The following is a 21608-nucleotide window of genomic DNA, read 5'->3' as shown; positions in this document are numbered from 1 at the left end:
CCAAATGCATTCACCGTCCGGTGCAATGGGGCCACGCTGCGAGAGGTCAGGTCAGATCAACTAGCGCGGGAGTGTTATCTGTATAATACACTTTGATAGAGCGAGATCAGCGGTTGCTCGATAGATAGTTTCGCTAATTCGTTTCAGCCGCAACGAAAGAAGGCGGTCAATCAAGTGCGATTTTCGCAATGGGTGATCCAAAATCGGAGTCTTTCGTAACATTCGCAATGTTGCGCAATAACCTCTGAATTGTGTGTAAAGTTTTGAAATGACAATCTCGTAATTGGAACAAGCGGCAATGCTCGCTAGGGGTTTTACGGGATCGAACTTCGGGGGACGGTAATTCATGCCTAATGAAGGCGAATGTGCGCGGCTATTTGTGCTCGGCCCATGTCTGCTGCTGCTAGGCGCATGTGCAACCGCACAGGTCGAAGTGCCTTCGCCAACCGTTGCGATGCCGACCGACTGGGCACAAAGCGATCCCGCTCCCATTTCGACCGACCTTACCCAATACTGGACGTTGCTGGGTGATCCGCTGCTTTCGGAGTTTGTCGAACAGGCAATCGTCGAAAACCGCGATCTTGCGGTAAGTGCAGCCCGGCTGGATCAGGCCCGCGCTTCGCTGGTGCAGGCGCGAGCCGGTTATCTTCCGAATGTTGGCGCTTCTGGTGGGGTCAACCGCGATATTGGCGATTTCGCCCGCGATGGAGCCCAATTCTCGCTTGGCGCGGACGCCTCGTGGGAAATGGACCTGTTCGGACAGATTTCCGGAAGTGTGCGCGCTGCAGAGGCCGATCTGGCGTCTTCCGGCTATTCCCTCGCTGATCTACAACGACTGATCGTGGGGCAGGTAGCCATTGCCACCATCAACGCCCGCGCAACCGCACAGCAGCTTGAGATCGCACGTGGCACGCTCGCCTATCAGGACGATAACCTGCAAATTGCGCGTTGGCGCAACCAGGCAGGACTCGTTTCCAGCCTTGATGTCGAACAGGCCCGCGCCCAACGTGCTTCGACCGCCGCCAGCATTCCGTTGTTCGAAAGCAGCCTTACTTCCACGGCCAACGCCATCTCGACGCTGATCGGGGAACTGCCCGGCCGTGTTCTGGACGAAATCATCGCTACCGAGCCAGCACCTGTCCCCAATCCGCAGGTGCTCGCCGGGTTCGAAGCGCCTACCGAGGTGTTGGAGCGTCGACCTGATGTGCGCGCGGCGCAGGCCAATCTGGTTGCCAGCAGTGCGCGCATCGGCGTAGCGCGCGCTCAATTGCTTCCGCTCGTGCGCTTGTCGGGTTCAATCGGAACCGGGCAGGCCAATCTGGGCAGCCTATTCGACGTCATTACCGGAAATCTGTTCGCGGGTGTGAGCCAATTGCTTTTTGATGGTGGGCGGACGCAGGCACAAGTAGACAGCGCGGAAGCAGGAGCACGGGCATCGCTCGCCAGCTGGGAACAGGCGATCCTGAACGCATTGGAAGACGTCGAAAGCGCCGCTGTCGATCAGCGCACCGCCGACCAGCGCGTGGAAATCAACGAAGAGGCTGTCGACGCTGCGAACAATTCCGCATTGCTCGCACGTAGCCAGTATCAGGCAGGGCTGACCGACTTCCGCACTCTTCTGACGTCCGAGAACCAGTTGCTCTCGGCACGCAACGGCCTCGTCTCCTCACAAGCTGATCGTGCCATAGCTTTTGTCCGTCTCACACAGGCGCTCGGCGGCGGCTGGGCAGGTGCAGATTATGATTTTCCGCTGCCAGTTGCGGCTAACAGCTTTTCCGACAGGATTCCCGAATGAGCCAGACCGACACTGCCACCGACGATACCGGCGACATCGAGAGCTATCTCGACGAGGGCAAACCCAAGAAGTGGTACAAGCGCAAGCGCTGGTGGGCGCTCGCGGTGCTCATACTTCTGGTCATTTTCGGCATTTCGCAATGCACCGGCGGCGAAGAAACGCCCGATTACATCACGCAGGAGGTTGAATCGCGCTCGCTCGACCTTTCGGTTACCGCGACAGGCAATCTGCGGCCTACAAACCAGGTGGAAGTCGGTTCTGAAGTTTCGGGCCGGATCGATGAGATCCTTGTCGACGTGAACGACCAGGTGACCCGCGGCCAGGTGCTCGCGGTAATCAATACCGATGTCATCCAGGACCAGATCACCCAGGGCCGAGCCAACCTCAACGCCGCCCGTGCACAAGTGGCGCAGGCTCGGGCAACGCTCGACGGCGATCAGGCCCAGCTCAACCGCCTGCTTGAAGTGCAGCGCCTCTCGGGTGGGCGCGTTCCGGCGCAGGCCGAAATCGAGCAGGCCGAGGCGGCGGTCAATCGCGGCCGTGCCAGCGTCGCGGCAGCGCGTGCCAATGTCACCTCGGCGCAGGCGCAGCTCTCGACAGCGCAGACCAATCGCAACCGCGCGGTCATCCGCTCCCCCGTCTCCGGTGTGGTGCTCGCACGTCAGGTTGAGCCCGGACAGACCGTGGCGGCCAGCTTCAACACCCCAACCCTGTTCGTACTGGCCGAAAACCTTGCCGTCATGCAGCTTCGCGTCGATCTCGATGAAGCAGACGTAGGACAAGTGCAGTCGGGACAGGAAGCAACCTTTACCGTGGACGCCTATCCCGGCCGCCGATTCCCCGCGACTGTGGAACGTGTCGATCTCGCTTCGAACAACATCGCGCTGCAAAGCCAGCAACAACAGCAAGGCCAGCAGGTGGTGAGCTACGAAGCCCGGCTGATCGTGGGCAATGACGAAGGCCTGCTCCGTCCCGGCATGACCGCCACCGCGACCATCGCTACCGAAAGCACCGGCCAGCAAATGCTCGTTCCGAACAGCGCGCTCCGCTTCGACCCCGATGAGGAAGATGAAGAGCCCGGCATCTTCGACGATCCCAACTTTGGCCTGGAGCGCAATGACGAAGCGACCATCGGGGTGGGCAGCCGCCAGACGGTCTATTCGGTGGAAGCAGATGGCACATTGCGCGCCATTGAAGTCGTTACCGGCCAGAGCGATGGCCGCATGACGGTCGTCACTTCGGACGAGCTTGAAACGGGCATGGCTATCGTAACCGGCATCCGCGCTGGCGGACGGTGATTGAGGGGTGACCGACCACAAGCTCATCGAATTGGAAGGCATTACCAAGACCTTCGGCTCCGGACCAGCCGCATTCCAGGCGCTGAAGGGCGTGGACATGAAGATCGACCGCGGTGATTTCGTCGCGATTATGGGGCCTTCGGGTTCGGGCAAGTCGACTACGATGAACATCCTCGGCTGCCTCGATGTACCGACCAGCGGTATCTTCCGCTTTCGCGGCGTGGAGGTCCAGGCGTTGAGCCGCGACCAGCGTTCGCTACTGCGGCGGCGCTATCTCGGGTTCGTTTTTCAGGGATTCAACCTGCTGGCGCGCACCACCGCGCTCGAAAATGTAGAACTGCCCCTGCTCTATCGCGGCGAGACCAAGAAAGCTCGCCGCGAAGCTGCCGAGCGTTCGCTGGATAAAGTGGGCCTGCTGCCCTGGGCGACGCATACACCTGCAGAGCTTTCAGGCGGCCAGCAGCAGCGTGTCGCCATCGCGCGTGCGCTGGTGTCGGACCCGGACGTATTGCTGGCGGACGAGCCGACCGGCAACCTCGACACCGAGCGTTCGCTGGAAATCATGGAACTGCTGACCGACCTCAGCAACACCGGCATTACGGTTCTGATGGTGACCCATGAAGAAGAAATGGCCGAATATGCGCGAACGATCGTGCGTTTCCGCGATGGCTTGGTCGAGAACATTGTGCGCGGCCATAAATCCGGTTCCCCGTTAGAGGAGCACGCCTGATGCTGCGCATGATCGGCGCCACTCTGCTGCTCGCCCTGCGAGAAATACGTCGGCATATCCTGCGCAGTTTCCTGACGACGCTTGGTATCATCATCGGTGTCGCATCGGTGATCACCATGGTGACGCTCGGCCAGGGTCTGACCGCGAGCGTGCAGGAAGATATTTCGGGCCTCGGCTCTGATGTCTATATCGTTTTCCCCACCCGCTCTGATCCAAATGTTTCGCCACCACCGTTCGATGGCGCCGACATAACAGCGGTCGAAAACCAGATCGCCGGGGTCGAGCACGCGGCCGGTTCCGTTTCGAACAACGCGGTAGCGTTCCACAACGGGCAAGACTGGCAAACGACGGTTCAGGGGGCGGACCCTGCATTCTTCAGCGCGCAATCGATCGATGTCGTTGAAGGCCGTGCTTTCAATGCGGAAGAGATTGCACGCGGTGAAAGCGTCTGCATCCTTGGCCCGACGCTGGTCGAGGAGATCTTCATTGCGGATGAAGTGCTCGGCGAAGAAATGCGCGTCGGCAATGTGTCCTGCCGCGTGGTGGGCATTGTCGACGAACGCAGCAGTTCGGTTGGCGGCGGCGATGCCAACGATGTCGTATTCATGCCGCTGAAGACCGTGCAACGCCGCTTTACCGGCAGCACGGATGTGCAATTCTTTGTGGTGAAATACGATCCTGCCTATTCCAGCGCGACGATCCAGCAGCAACTGATCGACCTGCTGCGCGAAAGGCGCGTCATCCAGGAAGGCGAAGACAACAATTTCAACATTGTCGATACCGCGCAGATCAATGAAACGGTCAACACCGTCTTCGGCACGATGACGCTTGTGGTGGCTGTAATCGCCGCGATCAGCCTTCTGGTAGGCGGCATCGGGATCATGAATATCATGTTGGTAAGCGTCACCGAGAGAACACGCGAGATCGGAATTCGCCTCGCGATCGGTGCTCTGGCACGCGAAGTGCGGCTCCAGTTCCTCACCGAAGCAGTCGTGCTTTGCTGCTTTGGCGGGATGATCGGAATTCTCCTCGCCTTTGCGCTGTCGTTCGGGATTTCCACCGCCATCGACCTGCCGTTTATCTTCAGCCCGGCAGTGAACATCATGAGCTTCGTATTCAGCGCGGTTATGGGGATGATCTTCGGATACTACCCCGCGCACCGCGCCAGCAAGCTCGACCCGATAGACGCGCTGCGGCACGAATGAGGGGCCGCGCCGTTGCCCGGCGCGGCTCCCTGTTTCATGCGGTTTCCACCAGCACCAATTCGCTGTCTTCAAGTGCGCTTATCGTGATTGTATCAAGATCGGCAATCGCGACCCCATCGCGCTCGTTGGCGAATTCGCCATTCACCTCCACGCTGCCGGTTGCCGCAACGAGGTAAGCCTTCCGGCCCTTGAGCTGGTAGTCGATAGCCTCGCCCGCTTTCACGGTCGCCCCGACAACGCGCGCGTCGGCATTGATTGAAAGCGCATCAGCATCGTCAGCATGCCCGCTCGCCAAAACGGCCCAGCTTCCGGCACGGTCCCCTTTGGGAAAGGGCTTCGCACCCCATTTGGGCGGCTGGTTCAGCTTGTCGCGATCGGGCAAGATCCAGATCTGGAAAAGCGTCGTTTCCACGTCTTCACGATTGTATTCCGCGTGAATAATTCCCGTACCGGCGCTCATCACCTGCACATCACCCGCTTCGGTGCGACCTTCATTGCCGAGGCTGTCCTTATGCGTGATCGCGCCCGAGCGGACGTAGGTGACGATTTCCATATTGTCGTGCGGGTGCGGCGGAAAGCCGCTGTTGGCGGCTATCCGGTCATCATTCCACACGCGGATGGCGCCCCAGTACATCCGGTCAGGATCGTAGTGGCTTGCGAACGAGAAATGGTGCTTGGCATCGAGCCAACCGTGATTAGCACCGCCAAGACTGTCGAATGTACGAACTTCGATCATGGTGCATCTCCTTTGCAAGGAAGATGGGTAGCGCGCACCAGCCCGCAATATCGCCGTTTCTTCAGCAGCCTAAAGCGCGACTATCAGCCCTTGATGATCGCCCGGCATTCGCCCAGCCCGATCCGCGCGAACCCATCCTTCTCGGCATAGGCGGTCATGATCACTTCATCGCCATCTTCAAGGAACTTGCGCTCCTCGCCATTGGGCAGCGAAATGGTCTTCTTTCCGCCTTCGGTAAGCTCGATAAGGCTGCCCTCACCGCCTTCGTCGCCGCTGGTGAGCGTGCCGGTGCCGAGCAAATCGCCCGGCTGGAGATTGCACCCGCCGACCGAATGGTGGGCGAGAAGCTGCGCGGCAGTCCAGTACATTGCTGTCATCGGCCCCTTGCTCAAACGGTGCGGCGCATCGCCTTTCTCGCGCATCTTGGGAGTCGTGATCAGCACTTCCATCGTGATGCCGAAAGCCGCTGCGGAAGTATCGTGCTGCAGATACGGAAGGGGTTGCGGATCGCCCTCGGCCCGAGGCGGCTGTGCCGCGCGGAATGGCGCGAGCGCATCCATCGTCACCACCCAGGGCGATACCGTCGAAGCAAAATTCTTGGCAAGGAACGGACCTAGCGGCTGGTATTCCCACGCCTGTATGTCGCGTGCCGACCAGTCGTTGAGGATCGAGATCCCGGCAATATGCTCTTCGGCCTCTCCGACAGGGATCGGCTCGCCAAGTTCGTTGCCGCGCCCGACCCAGATCGCCATCTCCAGCTCGTAGTCGAGCCTTTTCGATGGACCGAACTCCGGCGTACCGCCATCTTCGGCCGGTTTCTGCTGGCCTGTCGGGCGCTTCACAGGCGTTCCGGACACGCGGATGGATGACGAGCGGCCGTGATAACCGATGGGCACGTGCTTGTAGTTGGGCAGCAGCGGATTATCCGGACGGAACAGGCTGCCGATGTTCATTGCATGATGAATGCCTGTGTAAAAATCGGTGTAGTCGTGAACCTCGAAAGGCAGGTGCATCTGCACATCGGCCATTGGTACAAGGCAAGGCTCCATCGCATCACGATAGCTGGCGTCGGTCAGGGCGGTGAAAAGCTTGCCGCGAAGCTCCGCCGGGCCTCCCGGGATGGCGAAGAAATCGTTGAGCGTGGCAAACGATGCGTAGTGTAACAAATCGCGCTCATCCTCGATCAAATCGGCGTCGAGCACATTGCGTAGGTCGAGCACGAAGGCGCCGATGGCTACGCCGCCGCGCATGTCTTCTCCGTCGGTCGAGAAAACCCCGAATGGCAGGTTCTGCACCGGAAAATCGGCATGTCCATTGGCGCTCTCCACCCAACTGGTGGCGGAAGCATCGTGGGTGTGGTCGATTGTGTGAGTCATTCAGGTGTTCTCGCTTTCGGAAATCCGCTCCAGCAGGCGTCGTAGTCGCTCTGCAGGAGGCCGCCATTCATGGCGAAGTCGGTTGTATGGATGATCGCGCGGCTTTCGAACATGAAGGCCAGCGTGTTATCGAGCTTGGTGGGTTTGAGGTCGGCTTCCATCGCCTTGGCCGTGCTTTCGACATCGGGTCCGTGGCCGTTAAACTGGTTGTGGAGGCTCGCGCCGCCGGGGGCAAAACCGCCGCCCTCCTTCGCGTCATATTCGCCGTGAACCAGCCCCATGAATTCGCTCATCACATTGCGATGGAACCAAGGTGGCCGGAATGTGTCCTCGCCGACCATCCAGCGGGGCGGGAAAATCACGAAATCGCAATTGGCGGTTCCATGCGTGTCGCTTGGGCTGGTGAGCACGGTGAAGATAGAGGGATCGGGATGGTCGAAACTGACCGTGCCGATGGTATTAAACCGTGCAAGGTCATAGCGATAGGGCGCAGAATTCCCGTGCCATGCAACCACATCGAAAGGCGAATGATCTATTGCGGTGTGCCAAAGTTTGCCGCTGAATTTCTGGACCACCTCGAAATCTTCATCGCGGTCTTCGAACCATGCGACAGGCGCTTCGAAATCGCGCGGGTTGGCAAGACCGTTGGCCCCGATCGGGCCGAGGTCCGGCAAGCGGAACGGTGCGCCGAAATTCTCGCAGATGTAGCCGCGCGATGGACCATCACTCAGCTCGACGCGGAAGCGCATGCCCTTGGGTATGACCGCGATGTAACCGGGAGGTACATCCATCCGGCCCAACTCGGTCGTGATCAGCAGCGCGCCTTGCTGCGGGACGATAAGCATCTCGCCATCGCTATTCTGGAAGGCGCGCGCATCCATACTGGCGCTCGCAGCGAAAAGGTGAATGCCGATGCCGTCTTCGGATGGACCGCCATTGCCGCCATAGGTGACGATGCCGTCGACGAAATCGACTTCGCCTTCCGGCATGGGAAGCGGATCCCAGCGCAGGCGATTAGGCGTTGTGTGCGAACCATCAGGCGCCGACAGGCGATTGCAGCCGGCATACGGCTGGAAAGCGCCATGCTCCGTTGTCGGTCGCATCCGGTAGAGCCAACTGCGACGGTTCTCTGCGCGCGGCGCGGTAAAGGCGCTGGTGCTGAACTGCTCTGCATAGAGGCCAAAAGCCGGGCGCTGCGGCGAATTCCGGCCCTCGGGCAGAGCGCCATCCACCGCCTGGCTCGCGAAGTGATTGAGAAATCCCGTCTGATAGTCCATCGTAATTAGTCTCACATGAAACCTTCTGGTCTCATGCCCCGCTTGGCCCTTTTCCGCAATGGTCTTACAGGGGCAACGGGCGAAGTGGAAAGAGGTGCCGAATGAAACTGTACGGATATTGGCGCAGCTCGACGAGTTATCGCCTGCGATGCGCGCTGGAGCTGAAGGGCCTCGATTACGAGCAGGATCCGGTAAACCTGCTTGAGGGCGCGCAAAAGGGCGAGGCCTTTGCCAGCCGCAACCCCTTCGCGACGGTCCCCATGCTGGAAGCCGACGGGCGCGACCGGGCTCAAAGCATGGCAATCATCGAATGGCTGGACGAACGCTATCCCGATGACACCTTGTTGCCGACCGGCATCGAGGATCGCTTCACCGCGCGCGAACTCGCTTACGCCATCGCAACCGAACTCCACGCCCCTCTCAACCTGCCGATCCTGAAGTATCTGAAGAACGAACTCGGCCACGAACAGTCAACAGTCGATATCTGGTACCGCCACTGGCTGGCGAAAACCTTGCATCCTGTTGAGCGCCGCCTGGCGCAGCTCGATACAGGTGATTTCCTGTTCGATCAGCCCGGGCTGTTCGAAGCCGTCCTCATTCCGCAACTCTACAATGCACGGCGCTTCAGCTTCGATCTGTCGGATTGCCCGAGAATGGTGCGCATCGAGGAAACCTGCAATGCCCTTCCCGCCTTCCAGCGCGCCCATCCCGACCAACAGCCGGACGCGCATTAGAGAACTTCGGAAAGCGTCTCGTCGATGGCGGACATGATCTGGCCCAATTGCCCTTCGGTAATGCAGTATGGCGGCATCAGGTAGATCGTGTTTCCGAGCGGGCGAAGCAGGATATCGCGTGCGAAAAATCCCTCCCGCATCTTCAGTCCGATATCGGCAAGATAGCCAGTGTCGGAAACGTCCACGTCCATTGCTATGATACTGCCGGTCTGCCGCAGATTGGTTATCGGATGTTTCGCCGCGAGCACATCAAAGCCCGCTTTCTCCCGCGAAGCCAGATTAGCAACGCGGTCAAGCACCGGCTCGTCACGCCAGATCGCGAGGTTCGCGTTGGCCGCAGCGCAGGCGATAGGATTGGCGGTGAAGCTGGAGGAGTGAAAGAACAGCTTGGAACGATCGGTCGAGTAATGCGCATCGTAAATCGGGGCAGTTGCCATGGTAACTGCAAGCGGCATCGAGCCGCCCGTCAGGCCTTTGGCCAGGCACATGATGTCCGGTGTCACGCCAGCTTGTTCGCAAGCGAGCAAAGTTCCCGTCCGGCCCCATCCGGTCATCACCTCATCGGCAATGAACAACACATCGTGGCGCGCGCAAATTACCCGCATCTCTCGCAGCGTGTCCGCCGAATACATCAGCATCCCGCCTGCACCGAGAACCAGTGGCTCGACGATAAAGGCAGCGACATTGCCTACGCGGCAGGCTTCTTCCAGCGCACTGAGCGTCGCATCCTCGCGTCCCGCATGCGGGAAAGGAATGGTGTCAACATCGAACAGCAAGGGACTGTAAGCGCGATTGAAAACACCGCGCTCTCCCACACTCATCGCGCCGATCGTATCGCCGTGATAGCTGTGTTCCAGCACCAGGATACGGTCGCGCGGATCGCCGTTGTTGCTCCAGAAGCCCAAGGCCATCTTGAGCGCAACCTCAACCGCGGTTGAGCCCGAGTCCGAGAAGAACACATGCTCCAGTTCTGGCGGCATGATCGCGGTCAATCCGCGCGCCAAATCCTCGGCCGGCCGATGTGTCCATCCGGCAAAGATCAGCTGGTCGAGCCGCGCCGCCTGTTCCTGGATCGCCGCGACTATTGCCGGGTGATTGTGGCCATGCGTTGTCACCCACCAACTGCTGATCGCATCAATGACTTCGCGCCCATCCTCCGTGTAAAGCAACGCACCATCGGCGCGCTCGACCAGCGGGATTGTCTCTTCCAGGCCGTGCTGGTGGAACGGATGCCAGACCGGAGAGCGCTTACTCATGCGAGCAGGTCCATGCGGATATTGGCGGCGAAGGCGCGCTGCAGAGCCGGCGCGTCGAGCGGATCGAGAAGCGGCAAGCGTCCCAGTTGCGGCGCAGTGCCGAAGCGGTCGATTGCCGATTGCGCGACGGGCTCCTCCTCTCCCACAAAAGCGACACCGGCCACGGGGATGTCCCGCTCTCGCAGTGCCTCCAGCGTCATCAGAGTATGGCTGATCGTTCCCAGCGTCGTGCGCGCCACAACGATTGCGGGCAAGCCCCAGTGAGCGAACAGATCAGCCGCAAGGGTATCGTCGGTATAAGGCACCATGACCCCGCCTGCGCCTTCTACGACCAGCGGACGATCGACCTCCGGCAGGGCCAGCCGGTCGAAGTCAATCGTGACGCCATCGATCCGTGCGGCTTCATGCGGCGAACAAGGCGTTTCGAAACAATAAGCCTCGGGGATGATCCGGACATCGCGTCCTGCCGTCAATTCCGCGACAGAGCGCGTATCGGTGCCGTCTTCAACGCCGCTTTGAACCGGTTTCCAGTATGCACCCGAAAGCGCTCCAGTCAGTCCGGCGGCGAAGATCGTCTTACCAATCCCGGTATCCGTCCCCGTAACGATGAACCCGCGAGTCATGCCAACTTCCCCATTACCTCGATCACGCGATCAACATGGTCGGTTGTATGCGCTGACGAAAGTGAGAAGCGCACCCGGCTCTGGCCCTCGGGCACGGTCGGCGGACGGATAGCAACGCCGAGCGCGCCTGCATCTTCCAATGCTGCGCTGATACTCATGGTCTTCGCCTCGGTCCCGATTGTTACCGGCACGATTTGCGTATCGGATAAGCCGGTATCCAAGCCGAGACCATCAAGACCGGCTCGTAACCGCCCTGCAAGCTGTGCCAGATGCGCGCGCTGAGCATCCATTCCCGGCACAAGATCGAGAGCCGCATCGATTGCTCCCAGAACCGGCGGTGGCGGCGCGGTCGTGTAGATGAACCCCGATGCCGCGTTCACGAGATAATCGCAAATCTCTTCGGACGCAGCAATGTAAGCGCCGAAACTGCCGAAGGCCTTGCTGAAAGTGCCCATCACGATGTCCGGCTTGTCGACCAGATCGGCGGTTAGTCCGGCCCCACCCTTGCCCAGCACTCCGGTCGCGTGCGCTTCATCGACAACCAGCAGCGCATCATGCTTGCGGGCAATGGCGACCAGCCGCTTCAGATCAGCGCGGTCTCCGTCCATGCTGAAGACGCTTTCGGTAATGATGATCCGCGAAGGTGCACGCGCACCGTGATCGGACAGCAGATCTTCGAGATGATCGAGATCGTTGTGGCGGTAGCCGTGATGTTTTGTTCGTGATGCAGCAATACCGTGATGAATGCTCGCGTGGATCAGCCAGTCGGCCAACACTGCAGCGCCGGGCACAAGCTTCATGAGCGCCGGTATTAGCGTTGCATTGGCCTGCCAGCCGCTGGCGACCAGCAATGCCGATTCCATGCCCTTGAAGGCGGCAACACGCGCCTCGATGTCGCGGTGAACGGACAGCGTGCCAGTCACTAGCCGCGAACCTCTCGCGCCCGTTCCATAGCGTTCGCCCCAATCCGCCGCGCGGCGCGCCAATTCCGGGTGATGCGCAAGGCCGAGGTAATCATTGCTGGAGAAGTCGAGCAGTTCGCGCCCATCGCGCCGCACTATCCCGGGTGCGACGGGCTCTACAGGTCGCAGAACACGATGACGGTTGCTCGCTTTGCGATCCGCAATGGCCTGAGCAAACTTGTCGTGCATCGCAGCCTACTCGGCAGGCACGCTTTCGCTTTGACAAGCACCAGCACAACTGTTGGCTGCGCGCATCGGCTCCTCACCAGCCATCGCCTTCAGGCCGAGCCGCGCGAACAGCGCCGCGTCGCTATCGTCGCCTGCATTCGGAGCGGTCAGCAGCTTGTCGCCGGTAAAGATCGAATTGGCACCTGCCATGAAGCACAAGGCCTGCGTGGCATCGCTCATGCTCTCACGCCCGGCTGACAGTCGCACCATGCTCAAGGGCATCGCAATGCGAGCGACCGCAACCGTGCGGACAAATTCGATATCATCGATCTTGGCCAGCGGTGTGTCAGCGAGCATATCGCCAAGTGGAGTACCCTTCACCGGCACCAACGCGTTGACCGGCACACTTTCGGGATGCCGCTCCAGCGTGGAGAGAGTATGGACGAAGCCGACCCTGTCATCGCGCGTTTCGCCCATGCCAACTATACCGCCGCTGCATACGTTGATCCCCGCCTCGCGCACATTGGATAGCGTGTCGAGCCGGTCCTGATAATTGCGCGTGGTGATGACCCGGTCGTAATATTCCGGCCCGGTATCGACGTTGTGATTGTAATAATCGAGGCCCGCCTCGGCGAGTTGGTCCGCCTGCGTGGGACTGAGCATTCCCAGCGTCATGCAGGTTTCCAGCCCCATTTCGCGCACGCCTTTCACGATCTCGACGATCTTTGGCATGTCGCGGTCTTTCGGGTTACGCCACGCCGCGCCCATGCAGAAGCGTTGGCTGCCTGCGTCTTTCGCCTGCGCCGCACCCTGCAGCACCTGGCGCACATCCATCAGCTTGGTTGCCTCCACACCGCTGTCGGCATGGACGCTCTGCGAGCAATAGCCGCAATCTTCAGGACAACCGCCGGTCTTGATGGAGAGCAGCGTGCACAGTTGCACTTCGTCCGCGCTGTGGTGCGCACGGTGGACCTGTGCGGCGCGGAAAAGCAATTCAGTGAAAGGAAGTTCGAAGAGGGATGCAATCTCCTCGCGCGTCCAGTCGGTGCGGATGGGTGGCGTGCTGCTTGCTGTCGATTCCATGGTCACCGCATGGCGAAAAAGCAGCCGGAGGTAAAGCGGGCCATTGCCTGCATCCGATCTATCGCAGGCGCGCCGGGCGGCGGCACATTATCGCACCCGATCCCCGTCAGCCTTTTTACAAATGTAAAATCACGTCAATTAGTGTCCATTTCGGAGCGGAATCCTAGCTATTGACCGAAAATGTTCATACGAACTGACGCTCCGTAAAAAATTTCATACAAGTGGGTTGGGACGTGAGAGTAGCGATTGCAGACGATGACCAGGAAGTTCTCCAGCAACTTTCTTCCTATCTGGAAAATGCCGGGTATATTTTTGACAGTTTTCGAAACGGCAAGGATTTGCAGGTCGCATTGCGTCGCGAAACTTATGACGTTGTTCTGGTCGATTGGAACATGCCGGGCGCGACAGGCCTTGAGGTGGTCGATTGGGGCAGCGATAACCTCGATCAGCCACCCGCTTTCATCCTGATTACCAGCCGCTCCGACAAGGCCGATATCGTCAGTGGGCTGGAAAAGGGCGCAAGCGATTACATCATCAAGCCGGAAAGCGAAGAGGTGATCATCGCCCGCATCGAGGCAGCGGCACGCCGCAATTCCTCTACCGCAAAACCGGAACGATTTCAGTCTCATGGCCAGTACCGCATCGATCGGCTGAACAATGAGATTGAGCGTAATGGCGAACCGATCAAGCTGACAGCGAAGGAATTCAAGGTTGCGGCGCTGTTCTTCGAAAACCTGAACCGTCCGCTTTCACGCAGCTATATCTTCTCGCAAATCTGGGGAAATCTCGGCGATATCGCTACGCGTACACTCGATATGCATGTGTCCCGCGTGCGTTCGAAACTGGAATTGCGCCCGCATAACGGCTTTGCCATTCAAACTGTCTTCGGCTTCGGCTATCGCATGGATGCGTTTTTCGAAGAGGGCGAAAATAATGGAAGAGCCGACACCTGATCTTGCGACGAGCGTTCGCCGTAAATCCCGGCGGATTGTCGTTTTGGCCAGCGTGCTGGCACCTTTGCTTGCTGGCTGCACCGTTACCGAACCGCCGAGCATCATTTCGACCATGGGGCGATTACCAGAAGGCCATGCGGTTCAGATGCCCGAGGTAGAAGCGGATGGCTCATTGCGGGCGTCATTCGGTCGCGCACTGGATGCTGCACTGGCCACCCATTCTATCGAAACAACGAGCGAAGCTCCGCTTGTCGCGGCTTTCGCCATTGCTGTGCGGGACGGGCAGACAGGGGTAGCCGATCCGGCCGCCTCAAATGCAGAGAGCGTGATATGGGAATCAACGCCTCGGCCTAACGGCTTGTTCGACAATTGCGATGGGGAGCGGTTGCGCGCCACCCTCGTGCTCCTCGATCGTAGCGATGGCGAGATCGTCTATCGCGGCGTGGGAGAGAGCACTGAGTGCGAGATAGGCGAGGACGATATCGTTGATCTCGCCAATGTGCTGGTCGTTGACGCAAGTAAAGCCGTAACCAGCAACTAGGGCCAACGCGTTCGGACTAGCGTTGCAGCGGCAGTTCGATTTCGAACCGCGTCCCCTTCCCCCTGCGAGAAGCAACGGTAATCGTGCCATCATGCCTGTCGACCACGCGTTTTACGAAGGCCAATCCCAGTCCCACGCTCGGCCCCGCTCGCTGTTCATGCGCGCCAAATCGGGCGAAAGGATTGGCAAGCCTTTCGGTCGGCAGGCCGGGACCGGCATCCGCAACCCAAAGGCAGAAGTGGCGAGGCGGAGCATCGTCGAGACCGATCCGCACCGAACTGCCTTCGGGGGCAAATTTGATCGCATTGCCAACGAGATTGTCCAGCAGCCGCGCAATCAGCGATGCATCAACATTAGCGAAAACGGGTTCTTCGGGCAATTCCGGTTCGAGAACAATCCGCTTGGCGCGAGCGGCGGAATAGGCACGATCGCAAGCCTCTTCGGCGAGGGCAACGCAATCGCTGTCTTCATAGTCCAGTTCTGCCTCATCCAGCATCGCAAGCTGCACGAAGTCATCGGCCAGCTTGAGTGTCCGGTGAGCCTGTTTGCGAATACGGCGGGAAATGTCCTCGGCATCTTCACCCTGTCCCGATTGCCGCGATAGCCCGATGATCGCAACTTGCGGGGTGCGCATGTCGTGCGAAAGAAACTCCAGCATTTCCCGCCGTTCCTGCTCACGGCGGCGTATGTCAGAAACATCGCGCAAGGCCATGATCTCGCCGCTCTCGAGATCGTCCTCGAGATCGAATTCTGCGCGGGCAGCCAGGAATGTGCGCCCGTCTGGGAACAGGATTTCGTGACGCAGATCATCGTGCTGCGCATCGCTAACTTGCAATAGTGACGCCAGCGATTGGGGGTGCTCCTCGCGCCAATCGGGAAACAGGTCCATTGCCTTGGCGTTCGCCATCACCACGTCCCCCGCCCGGTCCAGCACCAATATGGCATCGGGGGCTGCCTCGATCACCTTGCCGAGGAATGCGAAGCTGCGGCTGACGTGATTGACGAGGCTGCGCATCCGCGCGACCTGGCGAGCGATCTGGTCGAACCCTTCGACTTTGGCTCGCTTTGCCCCTTCGGGTCGCAGGAAGGCGGCCTCTTCTTCGAGATAGGCACTCACCGAGGTAAGTCGTCGCCAACTCCAGATTGGATAGGCCAGCACCACCGCCAGCAATGCCACGCCCGGAGCGACCCAGGCCCCAGTCAAGGGCACCGACAGGACCGCACCGGCCACGACCAGACCCGCGATAACGAGCGTAGCTGCGAGTCCGGCGCGCGGAGACATCTTCCAGAACACGACAAATTGCGCGAGCAATGCCAACGCTGCCAGAAGACCTGACCACACCGGTGGCCAGTCCGAGACAAGTCCACCCCGCCCCAAGGCATCATAAAGGTTCGCTTGCGTTTCCACGCCGGGCATCACCGAAATGCTGCCGGACCCGACCGAATAGCGATCGCCCATCCCCTGCGCTGTCGCCCCGATAATGATGGTCTTTCCGCGCAGGAATTCTGCCGGCACACTTCCGGCGATCACCTCGGCCGCTGGAACCTGTGCGTAGGTCCCGGCAGGATGAAAGGACAACACGGGGTCGACGCCGGTCGGCATTTGCACCCCGCTGTCGTTCAGCCGTGCAGCCTGCAGCGCGAAATGCGGATAACTTTCTCCATTCGCCGTGATCTCCAGATCGAACCGCCGGAGGACACCATCGGGATCGGGCGTGATCACCACATGACCTGTGGCAGCAGCGTTGCGACGGAGATTCTCAATCGGGAATGCTGGTACGATACCCGCTGCCGAATTCGGCTGGGGAGCGAAGGTGTGCGGCAGGATTACGTCGCCATGGCGCGCAATGGCTTCGGCCAGCCGCTCATCATCGGCGGCGGTCGATGGTTCCAGAAACAGCACATCGAACAGGACCGGCCCGCTTCCTGCCCGCGCAAGCTCGTCGATCAATCTGGCGTGTACCGTGCGCGGCCAAGGCCAGGTGCCCACTTGTGCCAGGCTGGCGTCGTCGATCGCAACGATGATGATGTCATCAGACTGTGCCGGGCGAGCCAATGCCGCCGCGCGGTCCAGCAGGCTGGAGTCCAGGCGGTTTGCGATATCTGCTCGTGCTGCGAAGAACGCCAACGCAATGCTGAGCGAAAGCAGCACGATCCATTCGAAAAAGAGCCGGCGGAAGACCATTGGTGCGCTGTCCCGATCCCGGACCTTAGCCGCAGCTCTGAGATTGTGAGCGACGCATTATTCGGGCGATACGGTCAGACTTTGCTCGGGTCCCCAAACCTGCAAAAGCCCTTCCTCCGCATCGGACTGGATCGCAGCAACACGCCATAGATAGCTGCCGGGTTCCAGCCCAGTGATCACAGTCGCGCTGCCGGGCAAAGCGATCTCATCGTAAAGTGGCCGGTCCGCCTCCCCCTCGCGCCAGAGCTGGAATGCAAAATGTGTAATCCCTTCGCCTTGGGGTAGCCACGCGAAGCGGAAACCGTCCGCAAGTGGAGATGGCTCAACCACCGCCTCTGCGCCAAGCCTTTTCCGGCGGAAAGAGAAGGTTTCGGACAAGCCTTCGATCCCGCTGTTGGAAATCCCTCGCGACCGAACGAAATAGCGCCCGTCCTCAATTCCTTCGAAGTCCGTGGCCTGCGCGCTTCCTATCTGTTCGGCGATAACTTCGAGAAATCCGGCATCGCGCGCGATCTGCGTGCGTGTTGCGAGCGCACCGGCTGGCAGGGTGACCGCGAAGCTGACGACCTCTCCAGTCTGGATGGCACCGGGAGATTCGATTTCAGCAGGGGGAAGCAATGCTTCGGGCGCAGTCACTCCAGCAGCCGATGCGGCCACGCCAAAGCCAGCCTCTGTCAATTGCCCTTCGCTTTCGACACCCTCTGCGCCTTCGTCCGCTGTCGATCCTCCGACGGAGACTGTGCCTTCAATGACTTCGGTAACCCCCATCGAGGTATTCGCATCGAAGCCGACACGATATTGGGTCCCGCGCACGGCTGTTACAGCCACCGGTGTGGAGGTGCGAAATCGCTCTTCGTCACGCAAGACCGGCGCATTGATCGTGCCTCGCCCGCCAAGAATGCGAAATTCAACATCGCGCAGGTCACGCAATCGATAAATACGCGCCCGCTCCAACCGCGCGTGGGAATTGGAAGGCAAAGCGACCGTTGCGCCGTCGGCGGACTGGAAGGCGATAAAACCGTTCCTTCCGGTCTGGATGATCGCTCCTTCTGCCAAGGGTGCGCCGATTTGCGGGACTGACCCGTCGATATTCACGGGGCCGGAAAAACTGCGCACGACCAGATCGGCACTGCGCCACGCAAGCAGGCGGCGCGGTAAGCGCAGGACAGTTCCAACCGGAATGCGGCGGGGGTTGGAAATTCGGTTTAAGCGGGCAACGTCCGCGACGGCATTCGTAGAAGCCAGGTAGCGACTGTTGATCGCATTCAGCGTGTCGCCTGCTTCCATCCGGTAGGTCACGACATCGTCTGCCGTGCGGGCGTGTACGTGCGACGGCACTCCAGCTACCCCAATTGTCAGGAAAATCGTGAATACCAGCCTGATAAGTGCGTTTCGCGTATTGCGCATGTCCCAACCCCTAGATTTCGTCGGAAGCTAAGCCGCTGGCCCTGCATCACGCAAGCATTACTGAGGGCAAACTGGCAACTGGTTGGAAAATGCCGCGCCGGAGTACCTCGCCTTGCCCCCGGGCGATGCGCCCATCGGCGACACCGCGAGAACGAAGCGCTCCGACGCGAACAGGTATATCCGTTACCGCGATTAGTCCTGCAGTTCGTCTCAGGCGCGACCCCCGAAGGACCCGGGCAGGTTTTCGCGCGATGTCAGCAAGCACTAGGGAGGTTATTGCTTGGCGACATCTGCCGGATTGTTGACCGCCGTACCGGGCGATGCTGCAGCCTCTGCGGGGCTGCTCGAATGGATGCTGGCGAGGAGAAAACAGGCGACGGTCGCTATTCCTGCGAAGGCGATCGCAATCCGTTTCGTGTTTTCGGATCGCCGCCAATCTGCAGAAGTACCTGTCATTTCCCGTCTTCCTCCGCTCGTTTCATCTTGCACAAATGGTTAACACCACCCTGCGGAAACGCTGAGTAAAGACTTGTAAATAGCGACGCCGACAAAGGCGATCACGAGCACGCAGATCGCGGCCGCAAGATCACCGACCAGCGTTCCGGTCAGCCAGTCGACCGATCCTGTCAGCGGGTCTGTGGCCGGACGATCAAATATGCGCAGGAAATGTTATGCGGCGCACACAAAGGCAATAATGTCTGGTCCGGGGGACGCTTCAAAGCTCGAATGCTGCGGGGAGGAGCTGCGATATGGAAAAGCTTGTCCGGCTGCCGCCGTCCGCATCGAAACACACGATTTCGATGTCGTGTCCTGACAGGACTGCTGCTTCGGAGATAGCCTGCCGGCATCCACCGCACGGCGTAACAGGGCCGTCAGTTCCGGAGCCATCGCGCGGACCGCCAATGACGACCAACCGCTTGACCCTTTCGAGTCCGAAGATCTGGAGAGCGGCGGTCAAAGCCGATTGTTCCGCACAAACACCAAGGCGGTAGCAGGCGTTCTCCATGTTCGCACCGACTGCAATTGCGCCATCTTCGCCTTCGACTGCGCAGCCGACCAGAAAATCCGAATACGGCGCGTGTGCTTTCAGCCGGGCGGCCTTGGCGGCCCTTACCAGCTTCTCCTCGCCCGTCACGCTGCGCTCTCCACCGGAGCATCAAGCTTCTTGGAGAGCGCTACCGCGCCCGCGATCAGGAACGGGACCAGCACAAAGGACAGTACAATCTTGGCGATAGCTTGCCCGACCAACAGGTCGCCAATCGGGAACTCGCCGTAAAATGCGAGCGTGATGAAAATCAGAGTATCGACAGCCTGGCTGATGGCAGACGCAATCGCGCCGCGCACCATCAGCCAAAGGCTCCCCCCACCACCCTTGCCGCGCAGCCGGTCGAACAGCCAGACATTGAGGAGGAGCGAGACACCGTAGGCGACCGGTCCCGCCGCCATAATGCGGGGTGTCTGCGCGTGAACAGTATTGAACGCATCGAGATTTTGGGCCGGCATGTCGGGAGACGCAGGCAGCGCCAGCACGATACCGATCAATACGATAGAGAAGGCGAGCGGTAGAAATCCCCACAGTACTAGTCGGTCTGCAGCAGCCTTGCCGTGTTGCTGCGAAACCACGCTCGAGATCACGACCAGCAGCAGGAATGCGAGAATACCACTCTCGACCACCAGCGGCCCGATGGCGAACTGCTTGAAGGCGAGCACGCCTGCAATCACCGTCATCCCGCCATATAGCAAGGTCATGACGAACATGGAGCGGGACATCGGGAGTGAGCGGGCATTCGCAGCGGTATCGGTCATGCGCGATGGCTATGGCCGCTGGGATGTGATTGGCAAGCCCCGGCGCGGGATAACTCCCAATTTCCGTTTGAACACGGCGAGCGAATAGGCAAGGAGCACTGTCAATCGCTTGCTAGGAGAAGCCGTGCCTCCCCAAATCGTATCGCTCGCAGGGATCATCGCGATCCTGTTGATCGCTTTCCTGCTGTCGACCGGAAAGCGGCGCATCAAGTTGCGTGTCGTGGGTGCCGCCTTCGCGCTGCAGGCGCTGATGGCGGTCCTTGTGCTCAGCACGCCTTGGGGTGTGCAGGCGATCCAGTTCCTGTCAAACGGCGTGATCGCGCTGCTTGGCTATTCCGTGATTGGCATCGAGGCGATCTTCGGCCCGATGGGTTCGAATCCTTTCACCAACACCTTCGTCATCGCCGCCCTGCCGGTGATTGTGTTCTTCGCGGCCATAGTCTCGATCCTTTACCACTGGGGCATCATGCAAAGGCTGGTACGCTGGGTTGGCGGAGCAATCGGCTGGATCACCGGCATCAGCAAGGTCGAGGCGCTTGGTAGCGCGGCCAATATCTTTGTCGGCCAGTCGGAAAGCCCGCTGGTTGTGCGCCCCTATCTCGCGGCGCTGTCACCCAGCCGGCTGTTCACGCTCATGGCCGTGGGCATGGCGGGTGTCGCGGGAACAATCCTGGCTGCCTATGCGAGCTTTATCGGTTCCGAGGCCGTTCCCTACCTATTGGCAGCGGCATTCATGTCGGCGCCGGGCGGTATCCTGATGGCCAAGATCATCATGCCCGATGATGAAAGCGACCTCGCCCGCGATGCAGCGGAGCTTTCTGGCGTAGATATGGAAGAAATCAAATTGCCCGATGCACGGATCAGTGCGGAAGGACCTGCCGCGCTCACCGAAAGTGGCAAGGCGCATGAAGTCGAAGTGGCCGAGACATTCGAGGAAGGCCACCGCCCGGCAAACGTCATCGAAGCTGCTGCACAGGGCACGCAGACCGGCGTAAAGCTGGCGGTCGCAGTCGGTGCGATGGTGATGGTATTCGTCGCGCTGGTCGCACTTGCCAATGGCATTCTCGGCGGGATTGGCGGTTGGTTCGGCTATCCTGACGTCAGCTTCCAACAACTGCTCGGCTTTGTATTTGCGCCGGTCATGTACCTGATCGGCATATCGGATTGGCAGCAGGCGCAGCTTGCCGGAGGCCTTTTCGGCACCAAGATCGTGCTCAACGAATTTGTCGCCTTTATCGAACTGGGCGCCATGACCGGCGGTGAACTGACCGAGCGCAGCCGTGCCATCGTGACCTTCGCGCTGTGCGGCTTTGCCAACTTCAGCTCGATCGCTATCCAGATGGCTGTGACAGGCGGGCTCGCACCGAACCAGCGCCCTGTGATTGCCAAACTCGGCTTGCGCGCACTGGCTGCAGGCTCGCTCGCCAATTTAATGAGCGCGGCATTGGCCGGGCTCGTCCTACCGTATTGAGG

Annotated in this window: 20 protein-coding genes; 8 read left to right on the top strand and 12 right to left on the bottom strand. The window is 60.0% G+C overall.

Annotated features, from left to right (window positions below):
* Positions 1-346 precede the first annotated feature (346 nt).
* The 4 genes from AAC850_RS12865 to AAC850_RS12850 are packed head-to-tail and all read left to right on the top strand — an operon-like array spanning position 347 to position 5028.
* The gene (locus tag AAC850_RS12865) at positions 347-1795 is read left to right on the top strand and encodes an efflux transporter outer membrane subunit (protein WP_340589215.1); all 1449 of its coding nucleotides are present in this window, start codon (positions 347-349) and stop codon (positions 1793-1795) included.
* Positions 1792-3093 carry an efflux RND transporter periplasmic adaptor subunit gene (locus AAC850_RS12860; protein ID WP_340589214.1) on the top strand — a complete coding sequence of 434 codons (1302 nt, stop codon included), beginning with the start codon at positions 1792-1794 and terminating at the stop codon, positions 3091-3093. The genes AAC850_RS12865 and AAC850_RS12860 overlap by 4 nt, the downstream gene beginning before the upstream one ends.
* A gap of 7 nt (positions 3094-3100) precedes the next feature.
* A complete protein-coding gene (locus tag AAC850_RS12855; protein ID WP_340589213.1) occupies positions 3101-3823 on the top strand; it encodes an ABC transporter ATP-binding protein in 723 nt (240 codons plus the stop codon).
* A gap of 8 nt (positions 3824-3831) precedes the next feature.
* Positions 3832-5028, top strand: a complete 1197-nt coding sequence (locus AAC850_RS12850) for an ABC transporter permease (protein ID WP_340589226.1) — start codon at positions 3832-3834, stop codon at positions 5026-5028.
* A gap of 34 nt (positions 5029-5062) precedes the next feature.
* On the opposite strand, the gene AAC850_RS12845 is transcribed toward AAC850_RS12850, so the two are convergent.
* The 3 genes from AAC850_RS12845 to hmgA form a co-directional block, all read right to left on the bottom strand.
* A complete protein-coding gene (locus AAC850_RS12845) occupies positions 5063-5764 on the bottom strand; it encodes a pirin family protein (protein ID WP_340589212.1) in 702 nt (233 codons plus the stop codon).
* A gap of 83 nt (positions 5765-5847) precedes the next feature.
* Positions 5848-7140 carry a fumarylacetoacetase gene (fahA, locus tag AAC850_RS12840; protein ID WP_340589210.1) on the bottom strand — a complete coding sequence of 431 codons (1293 nt, stop codon included), beginning with the start codon at positions 7138-7140 and terminating at the stop codon, positions 5848-5850.
* Positions 7137-8417, bottom strand: a complete 1281-nt coding sequence (gene hmgA / locus AAC850_RS12835; RefSeq protein ID WP_340589209.1) for a homogentisate 1,2-dioxygenase — start codon at positions 8415-8417, stop codon at positions 7137-7139. The genes fahA and hmgA overlap by 4 nt, the downstream gene beginning before the upstream one ends.
* A gap of 101 nt (positions 8418-8518) precedes the next feature.
* Here hmgA and maiA point away from each other — a divergent pair, with 101 nt between their 5' ends.
* Positions 8519-9151, top strand: coding sequence for a maleylacetoacetate isomerase (gene maiA, locus AAC850_RS12830; protein ID WP_340589207.1), 633 nt, complete (start codon positions 8519-8521; stop codon positions 9149-9151).
* Here the strand turns inward: maiA and AAC850_RS12825 are convergent.
* From AAC850_RS12825 to bioB, 4 genes are read right to left on the bottom strand one after another with little or no spacing between them, the layout of a single operon-like run.
* Positions 9148-10407, bottom strand: coding sequence for an adenosylmethionine--8-amino-7-oxononanoate transaminase (locus tag AAC850_RS12825; protein WP_340589205.1), 1260 nt, complete (start codon positions 10405-10407; stop codon positions 9148-9150). The genes maiA and AAC850_RS12825 overlap by 4 nt on opposite strands.
* A complete protein-coding gene (gene bioD / locus AAC850_RS12820) occupies positions 10404-11030 on the bottom strand; it encodes a dethiobiotin synthase (RefSeq protein ID WP_340589204.1) in 627 nt (208 codons plus the stop codon). The genes AAC850_RS12825 and bioD overlap by 4 nt, the downstream gene beginning before the upstream one ends.
* Entirely contained in the window at positions 11027-12181 is a 1155-nt protein-coding gene (locus AAC850_RS12815; protein WP_340589203.1) for an aminotransferase class I/II-fold pyridoxal phosphate-dependent enzyme, read from the bottom strand. The genes bioD and AAC850_RS12815 overlap by 4 nt, the downstream gene beginning before the upstream one ends.
* A gap of 6 nt (positions 12182-12187) precedes the next feature.
* Positions 12188-13243 carry a biotin synthase BioB gene (gene bioB, locus AAC850_RS12810; RefSeq protein WP_340589202.1) on the bottom strand — a complete coding sequence of 352 codons (1056 nt, stop codon included), beginning with the start codon at positions 13241-13243 and terminating at the stop codon, positions 12188-12190.
* 233 nt (positions 13244-13476) lie between these two features.
* Here bioB and AAC850_RS12805 point away from each other — a divergent pair, with 233 nt between their 5' ends.
* Both AAC850_RS12805 and AAC850_RS12800 read left to right on the top strand, forming a co-directional pair.
* Positions 13477-14196 (top strand): response regulator transcription factor, encoded by a 720-nt coding sequence (locus AAC850_RS12805; RefSeq protein WP_340589201.1) that lies wholly within the window; start codon positions 13477-13479, stop codon positions 14194-14196.
* On the top strand, positions 14177-14737 hold the full coding sequence (locus AAC850_RS12800) for a hypothetical protein (protein WP_340589200.1): 561 nt from the start codon (positions 14177-14179) through the stop codon (positions 14735-14737). Before AAC850_RS12805 ends, AAC850_RS12800 begins: the two co-directional genes overlap by 20 nt.
* A gap of 16 nt (positions 14738-14753) precedes the next feature.
* On the opposite strand, the gene AAC850_RS12795 is transcribed toward AAC850_RS12800, so the two are convergent.
* The 5 genes from AAC850_RS12795 to AAC850_RS12775 all read right to left on the bottom strand — a co-directional run bounded on the left by AAC850_RS12795 (position 14754) and on the right by AAC850_RS12775 (position 20135).
* Positions 14754-16922 (bottom strand): CHASE2 domain-containing protein, encoded by a 2169-nt coding sequence (locus tag AAC850_RS12795; RefSeq protein WP_340589199.1) that lies wholly within the window; start codon positions 16920-16922, stop codon positions 14754-14756.
* A 57-nt stretch (positions 16923-16979) separates the two neighbouring features.
* Positions 16980-18329, bottom strand: coding sequence for a FecR domain-containing protein (locus tag AAC850_RS12790; RefSeq protein ID WP_340589198.1), 1350 nt, complete (start codon positions 18327-18329; stop codon positions 16980-16982).
* A gap of 273 nt (positions 18330-18602) precedes the next feature.
* Positions 18603-18785 (bottom strand): hypothetical protein, encoded by a 183-nt coding sequence (locus AAC850_RS12785; protein ID WP_340589197.1) that lies wholly within the window; start codon positions 18783-18785, stop codon positions 18603-18605.
* A gap of 259 nt (positions 18786-19044) precedes the next feature.
* Entirely contained in the window at positions 19045-19464 is a 420-nt protein-coding gene (locus AAC850_RS12780) for a cytidine deaminase (RefSeq protein ID WP_340589196.1), read from the bottom strand.
* A complete protein-coding gene (locus AAC850_RS12775; RefSeq protein ID WP_340589195.1) occupies positions 19461-20135 on the bottom strand; it encodes a queuosine precursor transporter in 675 nt (224 codons plus the stop codon). Before AAC850_RS12775 ends, AAC850_RS12780 begins: the two co-directional genes overlap by 4 nt.
* A gap of 124 nt (positions 20136-20259) precedes the next feature.
* Here AAC850_RS12775 and AAC850_RS12770 point away from each other — a divergent pair, with 124 nt between their 5' ends.
* Complete coding sequence (locus AAC850_RS12770) at positions 20260-21606, top strand: NupC/NupG family nucleoside CNT transporter (RefSeq protein ID WP_340589194.1); 1347 nt, start codon at positions 20260-20262, stop codon at positions 21604-21606.
* Positions 21607-21608: the final 2 nt, after the last annotated feature.

The sequence above is a fragment of the Erythrobacter alti genome, assembly GCF_037996805.1.
In the GTDB taxonomy this organism is placed as follows: domain Bacteria; phylum Pseudomonadota; class Alphaproteobacteria; order Sphingomonadales; family Sphingomonadaceae; genus Alteraurantiacibacter; species Alteraurantiacibacter alti.
The sequence above is the reverse complement of the archived record's forward strand: the minus strand, read 5'-3'. Positions and strand labels throughout refer to the sequence as shown.

Coding starts and splice junctions, on each gene's coding strand:
- bioD (WP_340589204.1), bottom strand. CDS start 11,030: ATGACTCGCGGGTTCATCGTTACGGGGACGGATACCGGGATTGGTAAG.
- fahA (WP_340589210.1), bottom strand. CDS start 7,140: ATGACTCACACAATCGACCACACCCACGATGCTTCCGCCACCAGTTGG.
- AAC850_RS12785 (WP_340589197.1), bottom strand. CDS start 18,785: ATGACAGGTACTTCTGCAGATTGGCGGCGATCCGAAAACACGAAACGG.
- AAC850_RS12850 (WP_340589226.1), top strand. CDS start 3,832: ATGATCGGCGCCACTCTGCTGCTCGCCCTGCGAGAAATACGTCGGCAT.
- AAC850_RS12775 (WP_340589195.1), bottom strand. CDS start 20,135: ATGACCGATACCGCTGCGAATGCCCGCTCACTCCCGATGTCCCGCTCC.
- hmgA (WP_340589209.1), bottom strand. CDS start 8,417: ATGGACTATCAGACGGGATTTCTCAATCACTTCGCGAGCCAGGCGGTG.
- AAC850_RS12790 (WP_340589198.1), bottom strand. CDS start 18,329: ATGCGCAATACGCGAAACGCACTTATCAGGCTGGTATTCACGATTTTC.
- AAC850_RS12815 (WP_340589203.1), bottom strand. CDS start 12,181: ATGCACGACAAGTTTGCTCAGGCCATTGCGGATCGCAAAGCGAGCAAC.
- AAC850_RS12845 (WP_340589212.1), bottom strand. CDS start 5,764: ATGATCGAAGTTCGTACATTCGACAGTCTTGGCGGTGCTAATCACGGT.
- bioB (WP_340589202.1), bottom strand. CDS start 13,243: ATGGAATCGACAGCAAGCAGCACGCCACCCATCCGCACCGACTGGACG.
- AAC850_RS12860 (WP_340589214.1), top strand. CDS start 1,792: ATGAGCCAGACCGACACTGCCACCGACGATACCGGCGACATCGAGAGC.
- AAC850_RS12825 (WP_340589205.1), bottom strand. CDS start 10,407: ATGAGTAAGCGCTCTCCGGTCTGGCATCCGTTCCACCAGCACGGCCTG.
- AAC850_RS12800 (WP_340589200.1), top strand. CDS start 14,177: ATGGAAGAGCCGACACCTGATCTTGCGACGAGCGTTCGCCGTAAATCC.
- AAC850_RS12795 (WP_340589199.1), bottom strand. CDS start 16,922: ATGGTCTTCCGCCGGCTCTTTTTCGAATGGATCGTGCTGCTTTCGCTC.
- maiA (WP_340589207.1), top strand. CDS start 8,519: ATGAAACTGTACGGATATTGGCGCAGCTCGACGAGTTATCGCCTGCGA.
- AAC850_RS12865 (WP_340589215.1), top strand. CDS start 347: ATGCCTAATGAAGGCGAATGTGCGCGGCTATTTGTGCTCGGCCCATGT.